The sequence below is a fragment of the Streptomyces sp. NPDC001941 genome (genome assembly GCF_040296945.1).
Lineage (GTDB): Bacteria > Actinomycetota > Actinomycetes > Streptomycetales > Streptomycetaceae > Streptomyces.
On sequence record NZ_JBEOYE010000045.1, the window covers coordinates 54074 to 73796 of the forward strand.

A 19723-nucleotide genomic window follows, 5' to 3' on the forward strand; every position below is an offset into this window, starting at 1 on the left:
CGCCCGACGGACGTCAGGGCCCCCGAGGGCCCCGCGACCGCAACCGGGAACAGGACCGCGAACACGCCCAGGGGCGCGCCACTGCGACCCCCGGGCTCAAGGCCGGCGCCATCGGCTTCACCGACGCCCTGGTCATCGGCCTGAACTCCACCTCGCCCGCCTACTCGCTGGCAGCCGTCATCGGCCCGCTGGTGGCACTCGTCGGCGTCACCGCCCCCGGGGTCATGCTCGCCTCGTTCGTGCCGATGCTGCTGATCGCCTCGGCGTTCTACTACCTCAACAAGGCCGACCAGGACTGCGGCACCACCTTCTCCTGGGTGACCCGGGCCCTGGGCCCGTGGGCCGGCTGGCTCGGCGGCTGGGCCGTCGCCATGACCGGCGTACTCGTCGTCGGCTCACTCGCCGACGTCGCCGTCACCTTCGGGCTGCTCACCGTCGGCCTGGACGGCTGGGCCGACACCGCCTGGATCCACCAGGGCCTGACCGTCCTGCTCGTCCTGGTGATGACCGCGGTCTGCGTCGTCGGCACCGAGGCGTCCGCCCGGCTGCAGAACGTCCTCGTCCTCGCCCAGGTCGCCTGCCTGCTCGTCTTCGCCGCGGTCGCCCTCTACCGGGTCCACGACGGCACCGCCCTCACCGGCTCACTCACCCCCGAACTCCACTGGCTCGACCCCTTCGCCTCCGGCGGCGCCGCACTCACCGGCGGACTGCTCCTCGGAGTCTTCATCTACTGGGGCTGGGAATCGGCGGTCAACCTCACCGAGGAGGTCGAGGACTCCGCCACCGCCTCCGGCAAGGCCGGCGTCTGGTCGACCGTGGTCCTCCTGGTCACGTACGTGTCCGTGGGCACCGCCGTCGTCGCCTACGCCGGCACCGCCTACCTCTCGGACAACGCCGACGAGGGCGAAGCCGTCTTCGCGCTGCTCGCCGGGAAGGTCATGGGCGGCTGGGACTGGGTCGTCCTCCTCGCCATCTGCACCTCGGCGCTCGCCTCCACCCAGACCACGATCATCCCGGCCTCCCGCACCGTCCTGTCGATGGCCCGGCGCCACGCCCTGCCCGCGCACTTCGCCCGGATCCACCCGCGCTTCCGCACCCCGCACACCAGCACCTGGTGGGTCGCCGTCGTCGCGATCGCCTGGTACCTCGCGGTGAACGCCGTCAGCAGCAACGCCCTGGTCGACTCGGTCACCGCACTGTCGCTGCTGATCGCCTTCTACTACGCCCTCACCGGCATCGCCTGCGCCGTCTACTACCGCCACCGCCTCCTGCGCAGCATCCGCGAATTCCTCTTCCTCGGCCTGGGCCCGCTCACCGGCGCGGCCCTGCTGGCCTGGCTGCTGGTGGAATCGGTCGCGGACATGGCCGACCCGGCGAGCTCCGCGAGTGGCACGTCCTGGTTCGGGCTCGGCCCGCCGCTGGTCATCGGGATCGGCATCGCCGCGACGGGCGTCCTGGTGATGTTCGTGTGGCGACGCGTCTCGACCACGTACTGGGCGGAACGCCCGAGCGTGGCGGCGGAGGAGCCGATGGGCGACGCGGCGCCTGTAGGAGCCTGACCGCAGGTTCCACCCCACACCGCGAGGTCGGCTCGCAAATATGAGGCAATGATTTCGATCACCCTCTTGGATGATCCTCTGTACGGATGTGACGCAGGAGACCCGGATTCTGTGGCCGCCTCCCATCGCGCCGACCAGCCGGCCCTGCTTCACTGGTCTGGACCGGCCCGCCGCGAAGGGTGGCTCTCGCTCGCGGCGGGGCAGGACCCGGTCGGCAAGGGCGCTGTGTGCCGCGCGCGGTGTGCGGCACACAGAGGCCCTTACGGAGCCGGTGCCGCCTACCCGGTGAAGGCCTCGATCAGCGTCCAGACCGCCAGGCCGGCCATGCACACGCCACCGACGCGCTGCACGGTCTTCAGCGGCACACGCTTGGCGATGAAACGACCCACGACCAGCGCCAGCGCCGAGACGGACATCAGGGCGGCGGCGGAGCCGATGGCGGTGGGCAGCCAGCCGTTGGTGGCGGCGAGGTTGGCCGTGGTGATCTGGGTGAGGTCGCCCCACTCGCTGATGAAGACGGCCATGAAGGCGGTGCCGAACACCGGCCAGAATCCGGTCACGGTCTTGCCGCCCGCCTCGTCGTCGTCCTCGTCGCCGCCACTGCGCAGCAGGACGACGGCGCCGAAGGCGAAGAGGGCGGCGGAGACCAGCTTGACGGCCATGTTCGGCAGCATGCTCAGCAGGCTCCCCGCGCCGACGGCGAGGGCGACGTGCACGATGAACGCGGTGGAGGTGCCGATCCACACGTACAGCGGACGCATGCGGGTGCCCATGGCGAGCGACGCGAACATGGTCTTGTCGGGCAGCTCGGCGAGGAAGATCAGCCCGAAGGCGGTGAGGATCGCCAGGGGGTCGAGAGTCATCGGTGGGGCTTTCTGCTGGGGCCGGGCCGACTGGCTCGTACGACACCCAGGGGGCGACGGGACACCGTTCGGCCCAGCACGACGACCGTCCCGCACGGGAATGCGGAACGCATGGGTCATGCATGGCCGAAGGTCTCGTCCACCACGGCATTGTGTGCCGGGCCCGATGGCCGGGACGGTCAGACCGTCCAGTATGTCGACCAGCGGTGTCGCAGGACTACTCCCCTTCGCTTCACCCATCGTAAGGCACGGGGCGGGGCTGTGGCGATCGGGGCCCGGTTCGCGACGCGAGGCGTCGGGGACTGGGAAGGCGATCCACGTGCCTGCAGAAGGCGGCACGGGTGCTCCTCCTGCCCGAGCCAGGAGGACAAGGGTCCGGGCCCGTCTCGGGGTCGACGGGTCGGGGAAGGAGTGAGGGAACTAATGCGTGGGTCTTTGGGAACTACCCCCGCAGGCGCGGGGACGACGCGGCGCACCTCCGGGACGTCCTCGCCCGGCAGGAACTACCCCCGCAGGCGCGGGGACGACTCGACGCGGCGGTGGTGGTAGACGCGCCGGGTGGAACTACCCCCGCAGGCGCGGGGACGACCATGGGCATCGAGGCGTGGGATGCGCAAGGGCGGAACTACCCCCGCAGGCGCGGGGACGACGACCAGCCCGGCCAAGCCGTCCTGCACCTGACGGAACTACCCCCGCAGGCGCGGGGACGACGGTGGTGTCGACGTAGCGGGGGCCGGAGAACGTGAACTACCCCCGCAGGCGCGGGGACGACTTCGTCGTCCGCTCCCAGTAGCAGGACGCCATCGAACTACCCCCGCAGGCGCGGGGACGACGCCCCCTCGGGTGCGCGGCCGAAGCCCAGCCACGAACTACCCCCGCAGGCGCGGGGACGACAAGATCGATGACGCGTCGCACAGCCACCCCAAGGAACTACCCCCGCAGGCGCGGGGACGACAACGTGTACATGAGCGGCATGACGACGCCCTGGGAACTACCCCCGCAGGCGCGGGGACGACATGCCGCTCATGCCCGCGAACGACCCCGACGCCGAACTACCCCCGCAGGCGCGGGGACGACGTTCCTGTTGTCCGCGCGCCTGCCACGAGTTGAGAACTACCCCCGCAGGCGCGGGGACGACATCAAGTCCCACAAGCGGGCGATGTATCGGCGGGAACTACCCCCGCAGGCGCGGGGACGACGGTGGGTGGCCGGGCGGCGGCGCCGCGCTGGCGGAACTACCCCCGCAGGCGCGGGGACGACGCGAGCTGCCAGTCGGTCATGATGTCGGTGCGGGAACTACCCCCGCAGGCGCGGGGACGACCGCAGGGTCCCGTCCCACGCGGCCTCGGGCACGGAACTACCCCCGCAGGCGCGGGGACGACGCGCGCGGCAAGCGGCGAGGACTCGGTCCGGGGGAACTACCCCCGCAGGCGCGGGGACGACAGCCCGGACGAGGCCATCGCCATGATCGAAGACGAACTACCCCCGCAGGCGCGGGGACGACACGCCCACCGTCCACGGCCCGGCGGGCACGCAGGAACTACCCCCGCAGGCGCGGGGACGACGCGATGAGCGCGATCACGACCAGGGTGATCGGGGAACTACCCCCGCAGGCGCGGGGACGACCTGTCCGCTGCGTAGTGACCCACGTCGAATCGGGAACTACCCCCGCAGGCGCGGGGACGACCGGCGCATGCGCCGGCGTGCCCGGTGGCGCAGGGAACTACCCCCGCAGGCGCGGGGACGACTTGGCCATCGATGGGTGCGGCAGGTCGGTGTCCGAACTACCCCCGCAGGCGCGGGGACGACACTTCGTGACCTGGGGCGATGCTAGCGAGAGGTGCGGATTTCCTTTACGTACATTCCCGTTCAGGTCGCTTCGCCGAGCCCGTTGTCAGTGGCAGAGCCTAGCCTGTCGGCAGTTCGGGCTGAGGGGTGTTGATAGTGGATCACGAGGGTTCGATCATCGAGCTGATGCAGGCGATGGGAATGCCGCCGGAGGTCGTGGAGCGGGTTTCGCGGTTGTGGGGCAAATCGGCTGCGAAGAACGGAGGTCGGTCGCATCTCCTGCTGGGGCATCTGCTGGACACGGCTGCTGTGGCGGGAGTGATGTGGGACCGGTACTTATCGCCGGCCTTTCGGCGGAGGTCGGACGCTGTGGCTGGGGGCCGGGGCCGACTGTGGCTCATGTGGATCTGCGGGATCCACGACTGCGGGAAGGCTTGTCCGGCCTTTCAGGCGCTGGATCCGGCAGAGGCTGTCCCGGTGCTGGCGTCGGGCCTCAGATGGGGGAGGCTTCCGGCAGACCGGAAGAAGATGTGGCGCCATGACGTCGCCGGGGCCGCGTTGTTGAAGCCTCGGCTGGAGGCCGAGTGGGGCAGTGCCGAGATGGCCGGGTGGGTGTGGCCGCTGGTGGCCGGCCATCACGGAACGTTTCCGCCATTGCGAGGCATCAGCCCCCGGCATCCTGAGGTCCAGGGGCGTGGCGCCGGCTGGGAGGAGGCGCAGCGTGCGGTGGTGGACGTGTTCACGCGGGCGGTGGGCTTCGCGGATCTGGCGGATGCCCGGCCGGTGGGGTCTTTGAGGAAGGCGGAGCAGCTTGCTCTGTCGGGCATGATCGTGATGGCGGACTGGATTGCCAGCGACAGCAGCCAGTTTCCGGGTGTGGAAAATGCGGCATCGATTTCGTTCGCGGGTGCTCGGCGCCGTGCTGAGGGGGCGTGGGAGCGGCTGGGCTTGCGGGGTGGATGGCAGGGGCTTGCGCTTCCTGCGGGCCGGGTGGAGCCGCTGACTGGGCGGCTGGGAGTGACGCCGAGGGCTTCGCAGCGTGAGTTGGTGGAGCGGGCGTGGTCGATGCCGGCGCCGGGGCTGCTGGTGGTCGAGGCTCCGATGGGAGAGGGCAAGACGAAAGCGGCGCTCGCGGGTGCCGAGATCCTTGCGGCGCGTTTCGGGTTTGACGGTGTGTTCGTGGCGATGCCGACGCAGGCGACGAGTGACCCGATGTACGAGCAGGTGCTCGAGTGGGTGCGTTCTTTCGATCCGGAGCTGGAGTCGCAGGTCGGACTGCTGCACGGGCGTCGGCGTTTCAACGCTTGGTGGCGCGCCATCTGGGCGGGCAAACCCCGGCCGGATGCGGTGGACGGTGGCTGCGGAGATGGATCTGGCTGTAGTGCTCATGCCGGAGACGACGACTACGGAGCCGTGGACGAGGACGCTGTTTACGGCGCGCCGACGGCTGGGTCCTCGTTGGGGAGCGGCGGTAGTACGGGGGCGGATGGCCCGGCGCACTGGTTCCTCGGGAACAAGAGGGGGTTGCTCACGGCGTTCGCGGTGGGCACGGTTGACCATCTCCTGCATGCGGCGACCCGTACCCGGCACGTCATGCTGCGGTTCGCCGGGCTCATCGGGAAGGTCGTGATCGTCGACGAGGTGCACGCGGCAGATGTCTACATGCGCCAGATCCTGGTGGAGGCTTTGCGCTGGTTGGGGCAGGCGGGAGTACCGGTGGTGCTGCTTTCTGCGACCTTGCCGCCTGCGCAGCGGCAGGTGTACGTCGATGCCTACCTGTCGGGCGTCATGGCAGAGGCTGACGTGCACGAGCCGGTACCGGAACCGGCTGGCTATCCGTGCGTCACGGCCGCCTACGGGGTGGACGATCAGTTGGTTGTCGAGTCGTCTCGCGAGGTAGTGGCGTCCTTCAGGGCGTCGGTGCCGGTCGGACTCGCCTGGCTTCCCGATGCTGACCCTGCGGGTGCGCGGGTCGCGCAAGCGGTGCGGGAAGTCCTCGTGGAGGGCGGCGTGGTGCTGGTCGTGGTCAACCAGGTCGCCCGGGCGCAGCAGATCTACCAGGACCTGCTCGGCAGTGGCTTGGATGGCGAACTGCACCTGCTGCACGGGCAGTTGTGTGCCGAGCACCGCACGGCGCGCACCACCGAGTGCCTGCGGCTGATGGGGCCGCGCGCCGGGGGAGAGCGGCCACAGCGCATGGTGGTGATCGCCACACAGCTCGCCGAGCAGTCCTTCGATGTCGACGCCGACATCTTGATCACTGACCTGGCACCCACGGACCTGCTCCTTCAGCGCATCGGCAGGCTTCACCGCCACAGCGGCACTCCTCGGCCTTCCGTGCACCGGGCGCCACGTGTCCTGGTCACCGGCGTGGAGGCGGGACGCGATGGGGTCCCGCGCTTCCTCGGCGCGTCTGAGGCGATCTACGGGAGGTGGTCGCTGTTGCGCGCGGTAGCTCTGGTGGGGGAGGCCGCGGGTCCTCTGCCTGCATCGGACCTGCCCACTGTGCCGTCTCACGGGGGGACGCACTGGAGCATTCCCGCCGATGTGCCGGACCTGGTCGCCCGGGCCTACGCAGCTGGCCGGATGTGTCCCGAGAGCTGGGGCGAGGCCGAGGCCTGGGAGCGGCAGCAGGCTACGGAAGCCGTCCGGGCGGACAGGGCCAGCGAGGTTCTCCTGTGCCGGGCACGGGAATGGTCGTTTCCCACGCTGGAGGGTCTGCACTACGGCGAGAACCGCGCCGCGACGCAGGAACAGCTCGACGCGCTGGTCCGTGACGGCGACCCCACGGTGGAGGTCCTGGTCGTCCGTCGCACCCCTGACGGATATCGGACGGTCGAGGGGTCCTGGCTGGGAGTCCACGGTGAAGTGGACGACGATGAAGTGACGGACCGGCTGATGGGCGGTCTGATCCGGCTGCCCGCACGGCTGACTGAAGCCGCACGGGCGGAGCTGCGCCCGCTTCCGGGGTGGCTCGGTCGGCCGTGGCTTCAGTATCTGCCGGCACTCGTACTGGAACAGGACGGTCCGGTGCTGTTGGGCAAGCACCGGGTCCGGTACGACGCCAGCCTCGGTCTGGTGGTCGAGTCGAGGTGAGAGGTGGAGCGTGCGGGGCGCCGCCGCGATTGGTCCCACCCCCGCGGTGCGGGGACGACGTGAAACATCGAACGGGAACACCCCCGGCTCTGCGGGGAGCGGCGGCACCCCACACGCTTCGTAGAGCGTACTGATCATTGGCCATGGCCCGCGAGATGGCGAGAAACCTATTCCGCAGAATCGCCAACTAGGTTGTAAACAACGAACCTTGTGTGCCAGCGTGATGAATCGTGAGCAGCGCGGGGATGCGGGCCTGGGGAGAAACGCATCCGCCCGCCGCAGTCACGCTCCAGGGGAGTGAAGGTCCGTAAAAGGGAGGGGGAAGCCGGCCATGGACGTCAACGGAGACCTGGTCCACGGTGCGGTACTGACCGCAGTGATCGACGGTTCCACGGAGCGCGTCGGTCTGATGAGGGCGTTATCCGAAGCACACCGCATCCAGCGCCTTGAGCTGCCGGTGCACACCATGCTGCCGGTCGTGCTCCGCCAGCTGCTGTTACCGATCATGCTCGACGCTCTCAAGGCGCCCCGCAGTAGGCAGGAGTGGGCCACACGGTTCCGGCACGGAGCGTTCTCAGACGAGGAACTGGGCCGTCTCGAGCACTATCTGAGCCCACAGGCCTACGGGGACCGGTTCCGGCTCTTCGACGCGGAGCGCCCGTTCGCCCAGGTGCCGGGGCTGACGGCGCTCAACGGCGAGACGAAGTCTGCCGCCCAGCTGGTGCCGTCGGTGGCATCGGGCAACAACGTCCCGCTGTTCAGCGCGCTGTCGGAGGCGGACGAGCTCCTGCTGGAGCCGGGGGACGCCTTACTGTGGCTGCTGCACGCGCACTGCTGGGACACTGCGTCGATCAAGACGGGCGCCGCGGGCGACCCGCAGGCCGCAGGCGGAAAGACAACAGGCAACCCGACCGGGCCGCTCGGCCAGCTCGGCATCGTCGTACCGACCGGCAGGACCCTCTACGAAACGCTCCTGCTCAACACACCTATCGTCGCCGACCGGCTCGCCGCCGAAGACCGTCCGCAATGGGCCTGGGATGAACGCCCGACAGCCCTCGCGAGCACGTCACCAGCGACGCCCGCCTGGTCACAGCGCCCGGCGCACGGTCTGCTGGACCTGCTGACCTTCCAGGCCCGACGGATCCGTCTGTTCACCTGCGAAACGGAGCAGGGCCTGCGGGTGAACCGGGTGATCGTGGCCGCCGGAGACCGCCTGACGCGGACCCCGCTGGAAGACCCGCACACCGTGTGGCAGCACACCGCCAAGCCGAAGAAGGACCAGCCCCGCCAGAGGCCCCGACGGCACCTCTCCGGCCGGGCAGCCTGGCAGGGATTGAGTACCCTGCTGGCGCTCAACCTGCCCGAGCAGGGCGACGGCCCCTACACCTCCTTGCTGCTGAGGCAGATCGGTGACCTGCAGGCCGACACCGTACTGTCCGCACAGCACCCGCTGGGGGCGGAGACATCGGGACTGGAGTACGGCACCCAGTCCGCCGTGGTGGAAAACGTCATCGGCGACGACCTGCCCCTGCCCGTGCAGGCGTTGCTCGCCCAGGACCCATGGCTGCGCGAGGCCCTGCTCGAGTGCGTGGACCAGGCCGACAAGGCCGCACGGGCCCTGGACGGGCTCAACAACGACCTGCGGCGCGCCGCAGGTGGCGACCCCCTGCCCCGGGACAAGGGCAGTAGGCCATCCGCCCAGTTCCTGCAATCCCTCGACTCGACGATGCGCCGCCTGCTCGTTGGCCTGCGTACCGTGGACGCGGACGACGTCGAGCTCCTGGAACGTGCGCAGCTGGCCTGGGAGCAGTCCGTGCACAACAAGGCCGTAAGGGATGCCGACCTGCTGCTGGCCGCCGCCCCGCCGCGTGCCGTCGTGGGCCGCACGGTCAGGAACGGCGACAAGGAGTTCGTGTACCGCAGCGGCAAGGCCATCGGCAGCTTCCGCAGCAAGCTCGCCGACCTGCTGCCGCGAGCCACGGACGAAAGCCGTGCCGTAGCCGCGCGAGGGAAGGGGTCAGCAGCGTGACCTCCCCCCGCAGTACCCGTCAGACATCCTCTTCGCCGAGCCGGCGGACACAGCTGTACGTGTGGGAGGAAACGGCCCGGCATTGGCAGCAGGCCAGCGGCGAACCGGGGCGCCCGGCGTTGCCCGACCACCTCGTGGCCAGGCTGCGGGCGTTGCGGGAGGGCGCAGGACAGGAGCCCGGCACCGTGGCCTCCCTGCGGCCCATCCACCGAGTCATCCCGCCGGACGGCGACCACGGCCCCCTGCCTGATGACTACGTCGCCGAGCACTACACCCTGACCCTGTTCGGCCTGCACCAGCATGTCGCCGCCCAGGCCGTCCACCAGCCCGGCGCCGGCCTCGGCACCGCCTGCCTGCACCTGCGCCGTACCAACGCCCTGACTCACGCCGCCGCAGGGCGACGGCTGACCGCGGCCGCCACCGCCCAGGACGTGCACGAACTGGCACACCACCTACAGCGGCTCGTCCCGTTCCTGAAGCAGACCGGCATCGGCCTGGACTACACGCGCCTGCTGCGCGACCTGTCCCACTGGGACGGACCGGGCAGGAACCGGGTACTGCGGGCCTGGGGCCTGCAGTACACCGACCCCGCCGACAGCAGCGAGGAGACGAGCGGCGAAGACCGTGCACCGTACTGGAGCACCGTCGACCTCTCCGCCAACGAGGTGGGCGCGCAGCTGGCCGCGCTGCGCTCGGGCACAGGACGCGAGGCGGGAACCGTTGCCGCGATGTGGCCCTTCCACCGCACTCGGATGGCATCCGAGTGGCGGGATAAGGGAGCCCTCACGCGTGACCTGGTGGCCGAACACCTCGCGCTCACCCTCTTCGCCCGGCACCAGCAGACGCACGTCCGCCTCATGCACGTCCCCGGCAACAGCCCCGGCACGGCCGCCGGCCAGCTCGCCAAGGCGACCGCCGGCGGCGGCGAAGGCAAAAGCGTCACCGGGGCCCTGGAACGGCGTTTCGGCACCCTGCTCACCTCCGTGGACACCAACGAACTCGGCGCCCACCTGCGCTCCCTCATCCCGCAGCTCAGCAAGGCCGGCATCGGAGTCGACTACGACCTCCTGCGCGCAGCGCTGCGGGTATGGGACGACCCCCGCCACCCCGATGCCGCGGCCACCTACCGCCAGCGCTGGGACCGGGACTTCTACACCGCCGCCACCTCCTGACGCTCCGCTACCGCCCACCCCGCCTCTTGGGGCCAGTTGTTCCACAGCGCCAGGCCGCCCCTTCGAGCCGTCTGCGGCCCGATCACGTATGCCAGGCCCACGGCACCCCACACCTTCAAGGAGTTACGTCGTGAACATGCCGAACCTGTTCGTCGAAGTCCACATCCTGCAGAGCCTGCCGCCGTCCAACGTCAACCGCGACGACTCTGGCACCCCCAAGCAAGCCGTTTACGGCGGAGCCCGCCGCGCCCGCGTGTCCTCCCAGGCATGGAAGCGCGCCGCCCGCACCGAGTACGCCCGACAGGTCCCCGAAGCCGACCGCGCCACCCGTACCAAGCGCATCGCCAGCCTGCTCACCCAGCGCCTGGTGAAGCCCACCAGCGAAGGCGGCCCCGGCCTCACCCAGGAGCAGGCCGACCGCCTGGCCGCCGCCCTGCTGGAGCCGCTCGGCATCACGAAATCCGCGAAGAAGGACGACCAGTCCGCCTACCTGCTGTTCTTCGGCAAGAAGCAGCTCGACGCACTGGTGACGCTGCTCGGGGACCGCGCCACCGAACTGGCCGACCTGGAAGACGACGCCCTCAAGAGCGAAGTGAAGAAACTTCCCGTCGTCCAGACCCTGTCCACCGGACACCCCGCCGAAGTAGCCCTCTTCGGCCGCATGGTCGCCGACCTGCCCGCACTCAACGTCGACGCCTCCGTCCAGGTCGCCCACGCCCTGTCCACCCACGCGGTGCGCACCGAGTTCGACTACTACACCGCCGTCGACGACGAGAACACCGAAGACCACGGTGCCGGAATGATCGGCACCGTCGAATTCAACTCCTCCACCCTGTACCGCTACGCCGTCCTCGGCGTCCACCAGCTGCGCGACAACCTCTCCGACGCCGAACAGACCCGCGACACGGCCGTACGATTCATCGACGCGTTCGCCCGCTCCATGCCCACCGGGCACCAGAACACCTTCGCCCACCGCACCCTGCCCCACCTGGTGCTCGTGACCCTGCGCGCCGACCAGCCGGTCAACCTGGTCTCCGCCTACGAGGAACCGGTCACCGGTGTCGCCGGCCTGGCCGCCGAGTCCGCCGTACGGCTGGCCGACGAGCTGACAGCGGTCGGCGACACCTGGGGGAACAAGCCACTGCGGACCCTGGCCACGTACGGCACCGACGGCGACAAGATCACCGAGGCGCTCGGCTCCTCCCTGCCCTTCCCCGCTCTCCTCGAAGCCGTCGACCAGCTCGTGGGCGCATGGCTCGAAGGCGGCGAACTGACCACCGACGCGGCACCGGAGGCCGCAGCCCGATGACCAGCATCCAGCAGGCCGTTCTGCTCCTGCGGCTCGCCGCACCCTTGCAAGCCTGGGGCGGCCCCTCCCGCTACAACCGACGCGAGACCCGCTCCCAGCCGACCAAGTCCGGCGTCCTGGGCCTCCTTGCCGCCGCCGAAGGCCGCACCCGGGAAGCCCCCATCAGCGATCTGATCGGCCTGCGGCTCGGCGTACGCATCGACCAACCCGGCACCCTGCTGCGCGACTACCACACCTACAGCGACTACCGCGGACTCCCGATGCTGTCGGCCAAGACCAACGCCAAGGGACAACAGACCCGCACCAGCCCGGCCAAGTACACGGGCGTCACCCAGCGCTTCTACCTCCAGGACGCCGTCTTCGTCGCCGCCCTGCGCGGACCCAGGACCCTCCTGGAAGGCCTGGACGAAGCCGTCCGCCACCCCGTGCACCCGATCTCCCTCGGACGACGCTCCTGCCCTCCCACCGGCCGCATCAGCCTGGGCGTACGAGCCGACGCAGAACTCGAGGACGCGTTGGGAGAAGTCCCGTGGCAGGCAGGCAGCCACCGCCGCAGCCAGATCCGCGACTCCTCCGTCTCACTCGAAGCCACCGTCGAGGACCCGGCCGGCGAACACCGCGCCGACGACGTCCCCGACACCTACGACCTCAAGACCGGCACTCAATTCACCCACCGCACCGTGCGCCACCTCTGGCTCACCATCCCCACCGGAAGCACAGAAACGACCACCCCGCCCACGGACCCCGACACCCCCGGACAGTCCGGCCACGACCCGTTCGCCCTCTTGGGCTGGTGACCACATGCCCTACCTGTCAAAAATCCCGCTCAACCCGCGCCGCCGCGCCGCCGTCAACCTGCTCGCCAACCCCCACCGACTGCATGCGGCCATCCTGTCCGCACTGGCCATCCAGCCCGTCACCGAACGAGTCCTGTGGCGCCAGGAGAACCACACCCGCCACCGGGCAGAACTCCTCGTCCTCACCGACAGCCGCCCCTCCTGGGCCCACCTCGTCGACGACGCCGGCTGGCCCGGAGCCGACGGAGGCGAACCGCTCATCGCCGACTACACCCCCCTCCTCGAACGCATCGCCCGCGGGCGGGAGTTCGGATTCCGGCTCACCGCCAACCCCGTCCAGAGCGTTTCCCGCCCCGCACAGCCAAGCGAACAGCAAACGGCCCGGCTGAAGGAAAATACCGACAGCGCCACCCGACAGCGCGGCTTCCGAGTCGCCCACCGCACCGCGGCACAACAGCTCGAATGGTTCCTCAAACGAGGCGAACGCCACGGCTTCACCATCCCAGACGCCAGCGTGGCCCCGGGTGCACCCGGTCTTGAGCCGTCAAGCAACGACAACTCAGAGCAGCGCGGACCGACCCCAGGGCCAGCAGCCGCAGTCGTCAGCCGGGACATCCTGCGCTTCACCAAACGCAAAGACGGCCCACGCGTCACCCTGTCCACCGCCACCTTCGAAGGCTGCCTACGCGTCACCGACCCCGACGCCCTGCGCTCCGCCCTGCTCAACGGAATCGGCCCTGCCAAGGGCTACGGACAGGGCCTGCTCACTCTCGCCCCGCTGCACACCAACGAGGCGGCTCATCGTGGCTGAACCGTGGTGGCGAACCGGACCTCAGGACGTCCACCGTCTCGAAGACCGCATCAGCAGCCTCTACGCCGAACGCTGCCACATCGACCGCGACGACAACGCCATCGTCCTGGTCAACAAGACCCGCACTGTCCACGTACCGGCAGCCTGGCTCGCTGTCCTCCTCATCGGCCCAGGCAGCCGCATCACCCACCCCGCCGTCACCCTCCTCGCCGACTCCGGCACCGCCGTGTGCTGGGTCGGCGAACACGGCGTACGCCTGTACGCCACCGGAACCAGCACCGCACGCGGCTCACAACTCCAACTCCGCCAAGCCTGGCTGGTCACCCGCCCCAAGGAACGTGTCACCATCGCCCGCCGCATGTACGACATGCGCTTCCCTGGCGAAGACACCGCATGCCTCACGCTTCAGCAACTCCGTGGCAGGGAAGGCACCCGCATCCGCCGCCTCTACGCCCAGCACTCCGCGCGCACCGGCGTACCGTGGAACAAACGTGACTACAAACCCGGCGACGCCTTCGCCGCAGGCGACGACGTCAACCGCCTCCTGTCCGCCGCCAATTCCGCCCTCTACGGCATCTGCCACGCAGCAATCACAGGCCTAGGGACCAGTCCGGCCCTCGGCTTCGTCCACACCGGCAACGCACTCTCCTTCGTACTCGACATCGCCGACCTCTACAAAGCCGAATTCACCATTCCCCTCGCATTCGACCTTGCCGCCCAAGGGCGCATCACTGAGCGCGACGCACGCACCGCGCTAAGAGACGCCGTGGTCAAGAACAAGCTCCTGCCGCGCATCGTCACCGACATCAAGAGCCTCCTCATGGCCGACGGGAGCAGCGACCTGATCGACGAAGACCTCGGTGCGTTGTGGGACGAAGGCAACGCCGTCGTCAGCAGCGGGCGCAACTGGAGTGCTACCGACCACTTGGATGTCATTCCGGAACCTCAAGAACCGGAAGACACCACCACGCGGGAGACAGACCCATGAGCGCCGGCACAACCGTCGTCGTCCTTATCGCAGCCCCTCCAGGCCTCCGCGGCCACCTCACCCGCTGGTTCATCGAAGTCGCTGCCGGCATCTACGTCGGCAACCCCAACGCCCGCATCCGCGACCGCCTCTGGACCGTCCTCACCGAACGCATCCACGACGGTCAAGCCGTCATGATCGAACCCGCCATGACCGAACAAGGCTGGACCACTCGTACCGCAGGCCGAGACCGCTGGGCACCCATCGACTTCGACGGGCTTACGCTCATGGCTCGGCCACGCACGAATGGCCAAGCCTGGCGGCCGCTGAACGAGTCGAAATAGCCCTACGTGATCACGTGACAACACGGCTCGTTCTGCGCTCCTCGTTCCAGCGAAAATGAAGGCGATGAAAAGCGAATCGCATGATTTGGAACCTTTGTAGTGGCAAGTCGGTCCCTAGCCGGATAACGAAACGCCGACGCGGCAGAAATGCTGCCACAGGTATCGGGGCGACGTGCTCTTGCCGACGTGGTGGGGGCGACGCACACCCAGTTCTGCGGCCTCCAGCACGACCGGATCTACCCCCGCGGCCGCGGGAACGACGCAGCGACAGCGAGTAGGCCCCCGAGCCGTACGGAACTACCCCCGCAGGCGCGGGGACGATCGCGGTCGTGCAGTGCATGCAGCCCCAGCCGTTCTGAACTACCCCCGCAGGCGCGGAGACGATCGAGCAGGTGTGGCCCCACTGGAGCGGGCCGTAGAACTACCCCCGCAGGCGCGGGGACGACTGCCACCCCAGCGTGTACTCGGGCAGCACGAACGAACTACCCTCGCAGGCGCGGGGACGACCGCACCTCTACCGATTAGGTCAGGCGGGCTAGCGAACTACCCCCGCAGGCGCGGGGACGACGGTGAAGGGGGTGCGCAGCTCTACGGCCGGGGCGAACTACCCCCGCAGGCGCGGGGACGACCCGCGCGGTAGCGCGGATGCAGCAGGACATGAGGAACTACCCCCGCAGGCGCGGGGACGACGAGACGAGGGAGCCGAATGAGGAGGTGCTGCCGGAACTACCCCCGCAGGCGCGGGGACGACCGGCCTGCGGCGATGTCCTGTGCGCGTGCGCGCGAACTACCCCCGCAGGCGCGGGGACGACCGTCGCCGCCCTCAACGGGCGTGCGGCGGGGGCGAACTACCCCCGCAGGCGCGGGGACGACACTTCGTGACCTGGGGCGATGTCAGCAACGGGTGCGGTTTTCCTCTACGTGCATTCCTGTTCAGCTCGCTTCGCCGGGACGGACGCCAGTGGTAGAGCCTAGCCCGTCGGCAGCCCGGGTTGAGGGATGTTGATAGTGGATCACGAGGGCCTCGACGAGGAGTCGGCGGAGTCGCTGCTGGGGCACTGGAGGGTCTGAGGCCGGAGGGCCCGCCGCTTCCGTGGGCCCTCCGTGTCCTCAGCCTGTGTGCCGTACGCGGAAGTGCTCCGGGTGCTCCGGGTCGCGGTCCGCCACCTGGAGCGGCATCCCCGTCGCCTGCCACACGCCCGTGTCCGGCGTCCGCGCGAACCCGAACCGTCCGCGCGTCCCCTCGACCTCGGCGTCAGCCCAGGCCTCGGCGATGCGCGCCCGGTCCGTGCCGTGGGAGCGCAGAACGTGGCCGAGGGCCGTGGCAGCGTCGTACCCCTCGTACGCCACGAACGACGGCTCCCTCCCCAGCCGTTCGCGCAGCACGCTCTCGACCCGTCCGCCCAGTGCGGTCAGTCGCTCGGGCAGGTAGCGCAGGAACGGCACGCCCGCTCCGTCGTCGCCGAGCAGCGACGCCCACTCGGAGAACTCCGGCTGTCCGGCCGGGGCCCCGATCAGTACGTCCGTGAGGCGCCGGTCACCGCGTACCGCCTTCACCAGCGGCACCGCCGGGTCCGGTGTGCCGACCAGGAGCAGCAGGGCCGTCGCCTCCTCGGCGGCCAGTGCGTCGCACACGCCCTGTGGGCCGAGCGCGCTCGCGTCGAGCTCGATGACGGTGCCGCCGCGCGGGGCGAGGTGCTCGCGCAGGATCTGGGTCCCCGCTGCCCAGTACACGGTCGGTACGGAGGCCACGGCCACCCGGGTGTGCCCCGCGCCGAGCAGGAAGTCCCCGTACAGCCGCCAGCCCCGCGACTGGGGCGGCGAGAGGCGGGCCACCCAGGGCGTGGGCCGCTCGACGAGCGCGTCGAGGACCGCCGAGGAGCAGAGGTACGGGACCCCGTGCGCGTCCGCCCCGGCCGCGGCGGCGCGCGCCACGACGCTGTGGTACTCGCCCACCAGGGCGGCCACCCCGAGTTCCGCGAGCTCCGCCACGGCGGCCGTGGCTCGCGCGGGGTCGGCGGCCGTGTCCCGTACCACCAGCTCGACCGGCCGACCGTCCACCCCGCCAGCGGCATCGAGGTCCGCGATGCCCAGTTCAAGTCCGGCGAGCAGGTGTTGTCCGGCCTCGGTCCATCCCGGTGGGGACAGCGGGGCCAGTGCGCCGATGAGGACGGGGGAGTGGGGCGGGGTGGCGGGTGCGGGCGAGGGCGGCGTGATCATGCGCGCCATTGGAATACGGGCCGTTCGCCACGGGCAAGTCCTATTCCTGGTGGCAGCTCCGGTCCGGGACGTCGACCGAGATCGCGCGTGCCACCCGCTACCGCGTGCCCAGTACGCCCCGCTGGCGCAGTTCGTCGAGGTCGGGCAGGTGTATGCCCGGGAGTTCCGTCGCGGGCAGGTCGGCCTGCGCGGCGAGGACGAGGGGCCGGCGCGCGGGTGCGACCGCGGTGGCGACGGCGGGGAGCAGGGCGGTCTTCGGATGGGGGCCGGTGTTCAGGACACGGCGGGAAACTCTCACGCTTCGGACTGTAGTGGCCGGGTCTGACAGTGGGGAAAGGGTTTCGCCGGAGCGTCGCGCAACGGTGAAGAAACGGTCAGTCTGCGCGTACGGGAGGAGCGGACCCGGTCAGAGGGGGAGCAGAGCGGTACCGCGAGAAAATGTGGCGAGCCGCGATGAGTTTGGGGGCTTCCCGTCGTCAAAGATCGTGAGCAAGCTGTTCCGGGGCCGGGCGCCACGCCCGCGACCCGGCCGCGCACCACCGATTACCGCGTCACTGACCACCGAGACCCCGAGGATTCTTCGATGCGTACGCTGATCACCACCGCCTTCGTCTCGCTCGACGGCGTCGTGGAAGCCCCGGGCGGCGAGCCCGGCTACCGCAACTCCGGCTGGACCTTCAAGAATGTGGAGTTCCTGCCCGAGGCCTTCGAGATCAAGGGCCGCGAGCAGCAGGAGGCCACCGCGATGCTGCTCGGGCGCACCAGCTACGAGGCGTTCAGCCCGGTGTGGCCCGGCATGGCGGACTTCGCCGACTACAAGGTCATGCCGAAGTACGTCGTCTCCACCACCCTCGGCGAAGGTGACCTGGTCGACGACTGGGGCCCGACCGGAATCCTGCGCTCCCTGGACGAGGTCGCCGCGCTCAAGGAGACCGAGGGGGGCCCGATCATCGTGCACGGGAGCGCCACCCTCAACCGGGGGCTCTCGGACGCGGGGCTCATCGACCGCTACCACCTGCTGGTCTTCCCGCTGCTGCTCGGTGCGGGCAAGCGACTGTTCAGCGACACCGACAAGGACACCCAGAAGCTGCAGCTGGTGGAGCACGCCGTGTACGCGAACGGTCTGCAGAAGCAGGTCTTCGACGTGGTGCGCTGACGCGGGCGCCTGGATGCCGGTCGGAGGTCCGGGTGCCAGTCGGGATCGGGCCCGGTGGTGTGCGGTGCGACTTCGCACCAGTAACTAGAGTGATGTGAGCGGGAGTTGGTACGTTCCACTCCTCGGACGTCAGCGCGGGGCGCCGGTGGTCACCGGCGCCCCGCGGCCTTTGCGCGTGCTCGTGAACCCAGGTGGACATGGGTGGACGTGCCGGCTTCCGAGGCCTTCTTTGTCATGTATGCAGCAACGAGAGGGAAGCCTTCCGTGCACCGCCACAGCACCTGGCTCGCCGTCATCGCCGCGGCCGCCTCGCTCGTCACCGCGGCCGCCCTTCCCGGCAACGCCGCGACCGCCCACGACTCCCCTTCCGCCACCGCCCGTACGGCCGCCGCCGCGGCCGTCACCACCGGTGCCACCTTCAACGACCCGGCCGGCGACACCGCTGCCCAGAGCCGCATCCGCGACCACGTCATCGACCTGGTGAACCAGGCGCCCGCGGGCTCCACCCTCTCGGTGGCGATGTACACCTTCACCGAGGACCCGGTCTCCGAGGCCCTGCGCGACGCCAAGGCGCGCGGGGTCGGCGTGCGGGTGGTCCTCGACCACACCTCCGTCACCATGGACGGCGGGGAATACGACCACCTCGCCTCCTGGCTCGGCACCGACCGTACCAAGTCCTCGTGGGTGTACGCCTGTCCGGCCGGGCGCGGCTGCATCGGCAGCCGCAAGATCCCCTCGGACACGGACGGCGCCATCAACCACAACAAGTTCTTCCTGTTCTCCAGCACGGGAGGGGCGCAGAACGTGGTCGTGCAGGCGTCGGCCAACATGACCAACCTCCAGCGCACCGACCTGTTCAACAACGCCGTCACCATCGTCGACGCCGGCCTGTACGCCGGGTACCTCTCCTACTTCGGCGACCTGCTCAAGTACGGCCAGACGGCGGGGCTGAGCGACTACTACAAGACGCCGTCCAGCGGCCCGTACAAGGCGTACTTCTTCCCGCGCAAGGAGGCGGCGGGCAAGGAGTACAACAACGACGCGACCACCGACACGGTCAAGCTCATCCTGGACAACGTCGGGTGTGCGGGCGGTACGCAGGTCCGCATGGCCGCCAACCTCTTCACCCGCGACGAGGTCGCGACCAAGCTGGTCGCCCTGAAGAACGCGGGCTGCCAGGTGGTCCTCGCCGCCGACGGCGCGTCCGGGTCGATGAGCGCGGGCGTGGAGGGCATCATCTCCGGCAAGCTCACCAAGCGCGTGGAGTGCTACGAGGACCGGGCCGGCGGCAACAAGGTGGGCCTGCACTCCAAGTACGTCCTGGTGAACGGCACGTACGACGGAGTGGCCGGCAAGAAGCTGGTGTGGACCGGCAGCCACAACGACACGTACCCGGCCCTGCGCGCCAATGACGAGACGCTGCTGAAGATCGACAGCGCGGCGGTCTACGACCAGTTCAAGGCCAATCACGACCGGCTGATGAGCTACTGCGAAGGGTCCTGAGCCCGGAAGCGGTTCCCGGTGGGATGGTGGTGGGGGGGGGGGGCGCCCGGGGGGGCACCCCCCCACAAACCCACCCCCCGCGCGCGCAGAAGGGGGAGGGCGGGCGAAA

At 69.8% G+C, this 19723-nt stretch carries 14 protein-coding genes and 2 CRISPR repeat arrays; of the genes, 11 read left to right on the forward strand and 3 right to left on the reverse strand.

The annotated features are described in order from the left end of the window. The first annotated feature begins 110 nt into the window (after nucleotides 1-110). The gene (locus ABT160_RS27275) at nucleotides 111-1559 is read left to right on the forward strand and encodes an APC family permease (RefSeq protein ID WP_351650478.1); all 1449 of its coding nucleotides are present in this window, start codon (nucleotides 111-113) and stop codon (nucleotides 1557-1559) included. Between the two features lie 278 nt (nucleotides 1560-1837). Here the strand turns inward: ABT160_RS27275 and ABT160_RS27280 are convergent, their stop codons facing one another. After that, nucleotides 1838-2422: a TMEM165/GDT1 family protein gene (locus ABT160_RS27280; RefSeq protein ID WP_351650460.1), complete on the reverse strand. Its 585-nt coding sequence runs from the start codon at nucleotides 2420-2422 to the stop codon at nucleotides 1838-1840. A gap of 439 nt (nucleotides 2423-2861) precedes the next feature. Continuing rightward, nucleotides 2862-4231: a CRISPR direct-repeat array (repeat unit 28 nt; unit sequence GAACTACCCCCGCAGGCGCGGGGACGAC). Between the two features lie 135 nt (nucleotides 4232-4366). Between ABT160_RS27280 and cas3 the strand changes: the two genes are divergently transcribed. From cas3 to cas2e, 8 genes are all read left to right on the forward strand, one after another. After that, a complete protein-coding gene (gene cas3 / locus ABT160_RS27285; RefSeq protein ID WP_351650461.1) occupies nucleotides 4367-7306 on the forward strand; it encodes a CRISPR-associated helicase Cas3' in 2940 nt (979 codons plus the stop codon). Nucleotides 7307-7637: 331 nt separating this feature from the next. Next, nucleotides 7638-9335 (forward strand): type I-E CRISPR-associated protein Cse1/CasA, encoded by a 1698-nt coding sequence (casA, locus tag ABT160_RS27290; protein ID WP_351650462.1) that lies wholly within the window; start codon nucleotides 7638-7640, stop codon nucleotides 9333-9335. Nucleotides 9336-9394: 59 nt separating this feature from the next. Next, nucleotides 9395-10507, forward strand: a complete 1113-nt coding sequence (gene casB, locus ABT160_RS27295) for a type I-E CRISPR-associated protein Cse2/CasB (protein WP_351650463.1) — start codon at nucleotides 9395-9397, stop codon at nucleotides 10505-10507. A gap of 130 nt (nucleotides 10508-10637) precedes the next feature. After that, nucleotides 10638-11816 (forward strand): type I-E CRISPR-associated protein Cas7/Cse4/CasC, encoded by a 1179-nt coding sequence (cas7e, locus tag ABT160_RS27300; protein WP_502984307.1) that lies wholly within the window; start codon nucleotides 10638-10640, stop codon nucleotides 11814-11816. Continuing rightward, complete coding sequence (gene cas5e, locus ABT160_RS27305; RefSeq protein ID WP_351650464.1) at nucleotides 11813-12613, forward strand: type I-E CRISPR-associated protein Cas5/CasD; 801 nt, start codon at nucleotides 11813-11815, stop codon at nucleotides 12611-12613. The genes cas7e and cas5e overlap by 4 nt, the downstream gene beginning before the upstream one ends. A gap of 4 nt (nucleotides 12614-12617) precedes the next feature. After that, nucleotides 12618-13424 (forward strand): type I-E CRISPR-associated protein Cas6/Cse3/CasE, encoded by an 807-nt coding sequence (gene cas6e, locus ABT160_RS27310; protein ID WP_351650465.1) that lies wholly within the window; start codon nucleotides 12618-12620, stop codon nucleotides 13422-13424. After that, entirely contained in the window at nucleotides 13417-14412 is a 996-nt protein-coding gene (cas1e, locus tag ABT160_RS27315) for a type I-E CRISPR-associated endonuclease Cas1e (RefSeq protein ID WP_351650466.1), read from the forward strand. Before cas6e ends, cas1e begins: the two co-directional genes overlap by 8 nt. Next, complete coding sequence (cas2e, locus tag ABT160_RS27320; RefSeq protein WP_351650467.1) at nucleotides 14409-14735, forward strand: type I-E CRISPR-associated endoribonuclease Cas2e; 327 nt, start codon at nucleotides 14409-14411, stop codon at nucleotides 14733-14735. The genes cas1e and cas2e overlap by 4 nt, the downstream gene beginning before the upstream one ends. 233 nt (nucleotides 14736-14968) lie before the next feature. Further along, a CRISPR array of direct repeats spans nucleotides 14969-15608; the repeat unit is 28 nt; unit sequence GAACTACCCCCGCAGGCGCGGGGACGAC. A gap of 237 nt (nucleotides 15609-15845) precedes the next feature. Here cas2e and ABT160_RS27325 read toward each other — a convergent pair. Both ABT160_RS27325 and ABT160_RS27330 read right to left on the reverse strand, forming a co-directional pair. After that, nucleotides 15846-16955, reverse strand: a complete 1110-nt coding sequence (locus ABT160_RS27325; protein WP_351650468.1) for an ABC transporter substrate-binding protein — start codon at nucleotides 16953-16955, stop codon at nucleotides 15846-15848. Between the two features lie 97 nt (nucleotides 16956-17052). Beyond that, complete coding sequence (locus tag ABT160_RS27330) at nucleotides 17053-17253, reverse strand: hypothetical protein (RefSeq protein WP_351650469.1); 201 nt, start codon at nucleotides 17251-17253, stop codon at nucleotides 17053-17055. Nucleotides 17254-17538: 285 nt separating this feature from the next. Between ABT160_RS27330 and ABT160_RS27335 the strand changes: the two genes are divergently transcribed. Together ABT160_RS27335 and ABT160_RS27340 are read left to right on the forward strand one after the other, a co-directional pair. Next, entirely contained in the window at nucleotides 17539-18111 is a 573-nt protein-coding gene (locus tag ABT160_RS27335) for a dihydrofolate reductase family protein (RefSeq protein ID WP_351650470.1), read from the forward strand. A 264-nt stretch (nucleotides 18112-18375) separates the two neighbouring features. Further along, nucleotides 18376-19614 (forward strand): phospholipase D-like domain-containing protein, encoded by a 1239-nt coding sequence (locus ABT160_RS27340; protein WP_351650471.1) that lies wholly within the window; start codon nucleotides 18376-18378, stop codon nucleotides 19612-19614. Nucleotides 19615-19723: the final 109 nt, after the last annotated feature.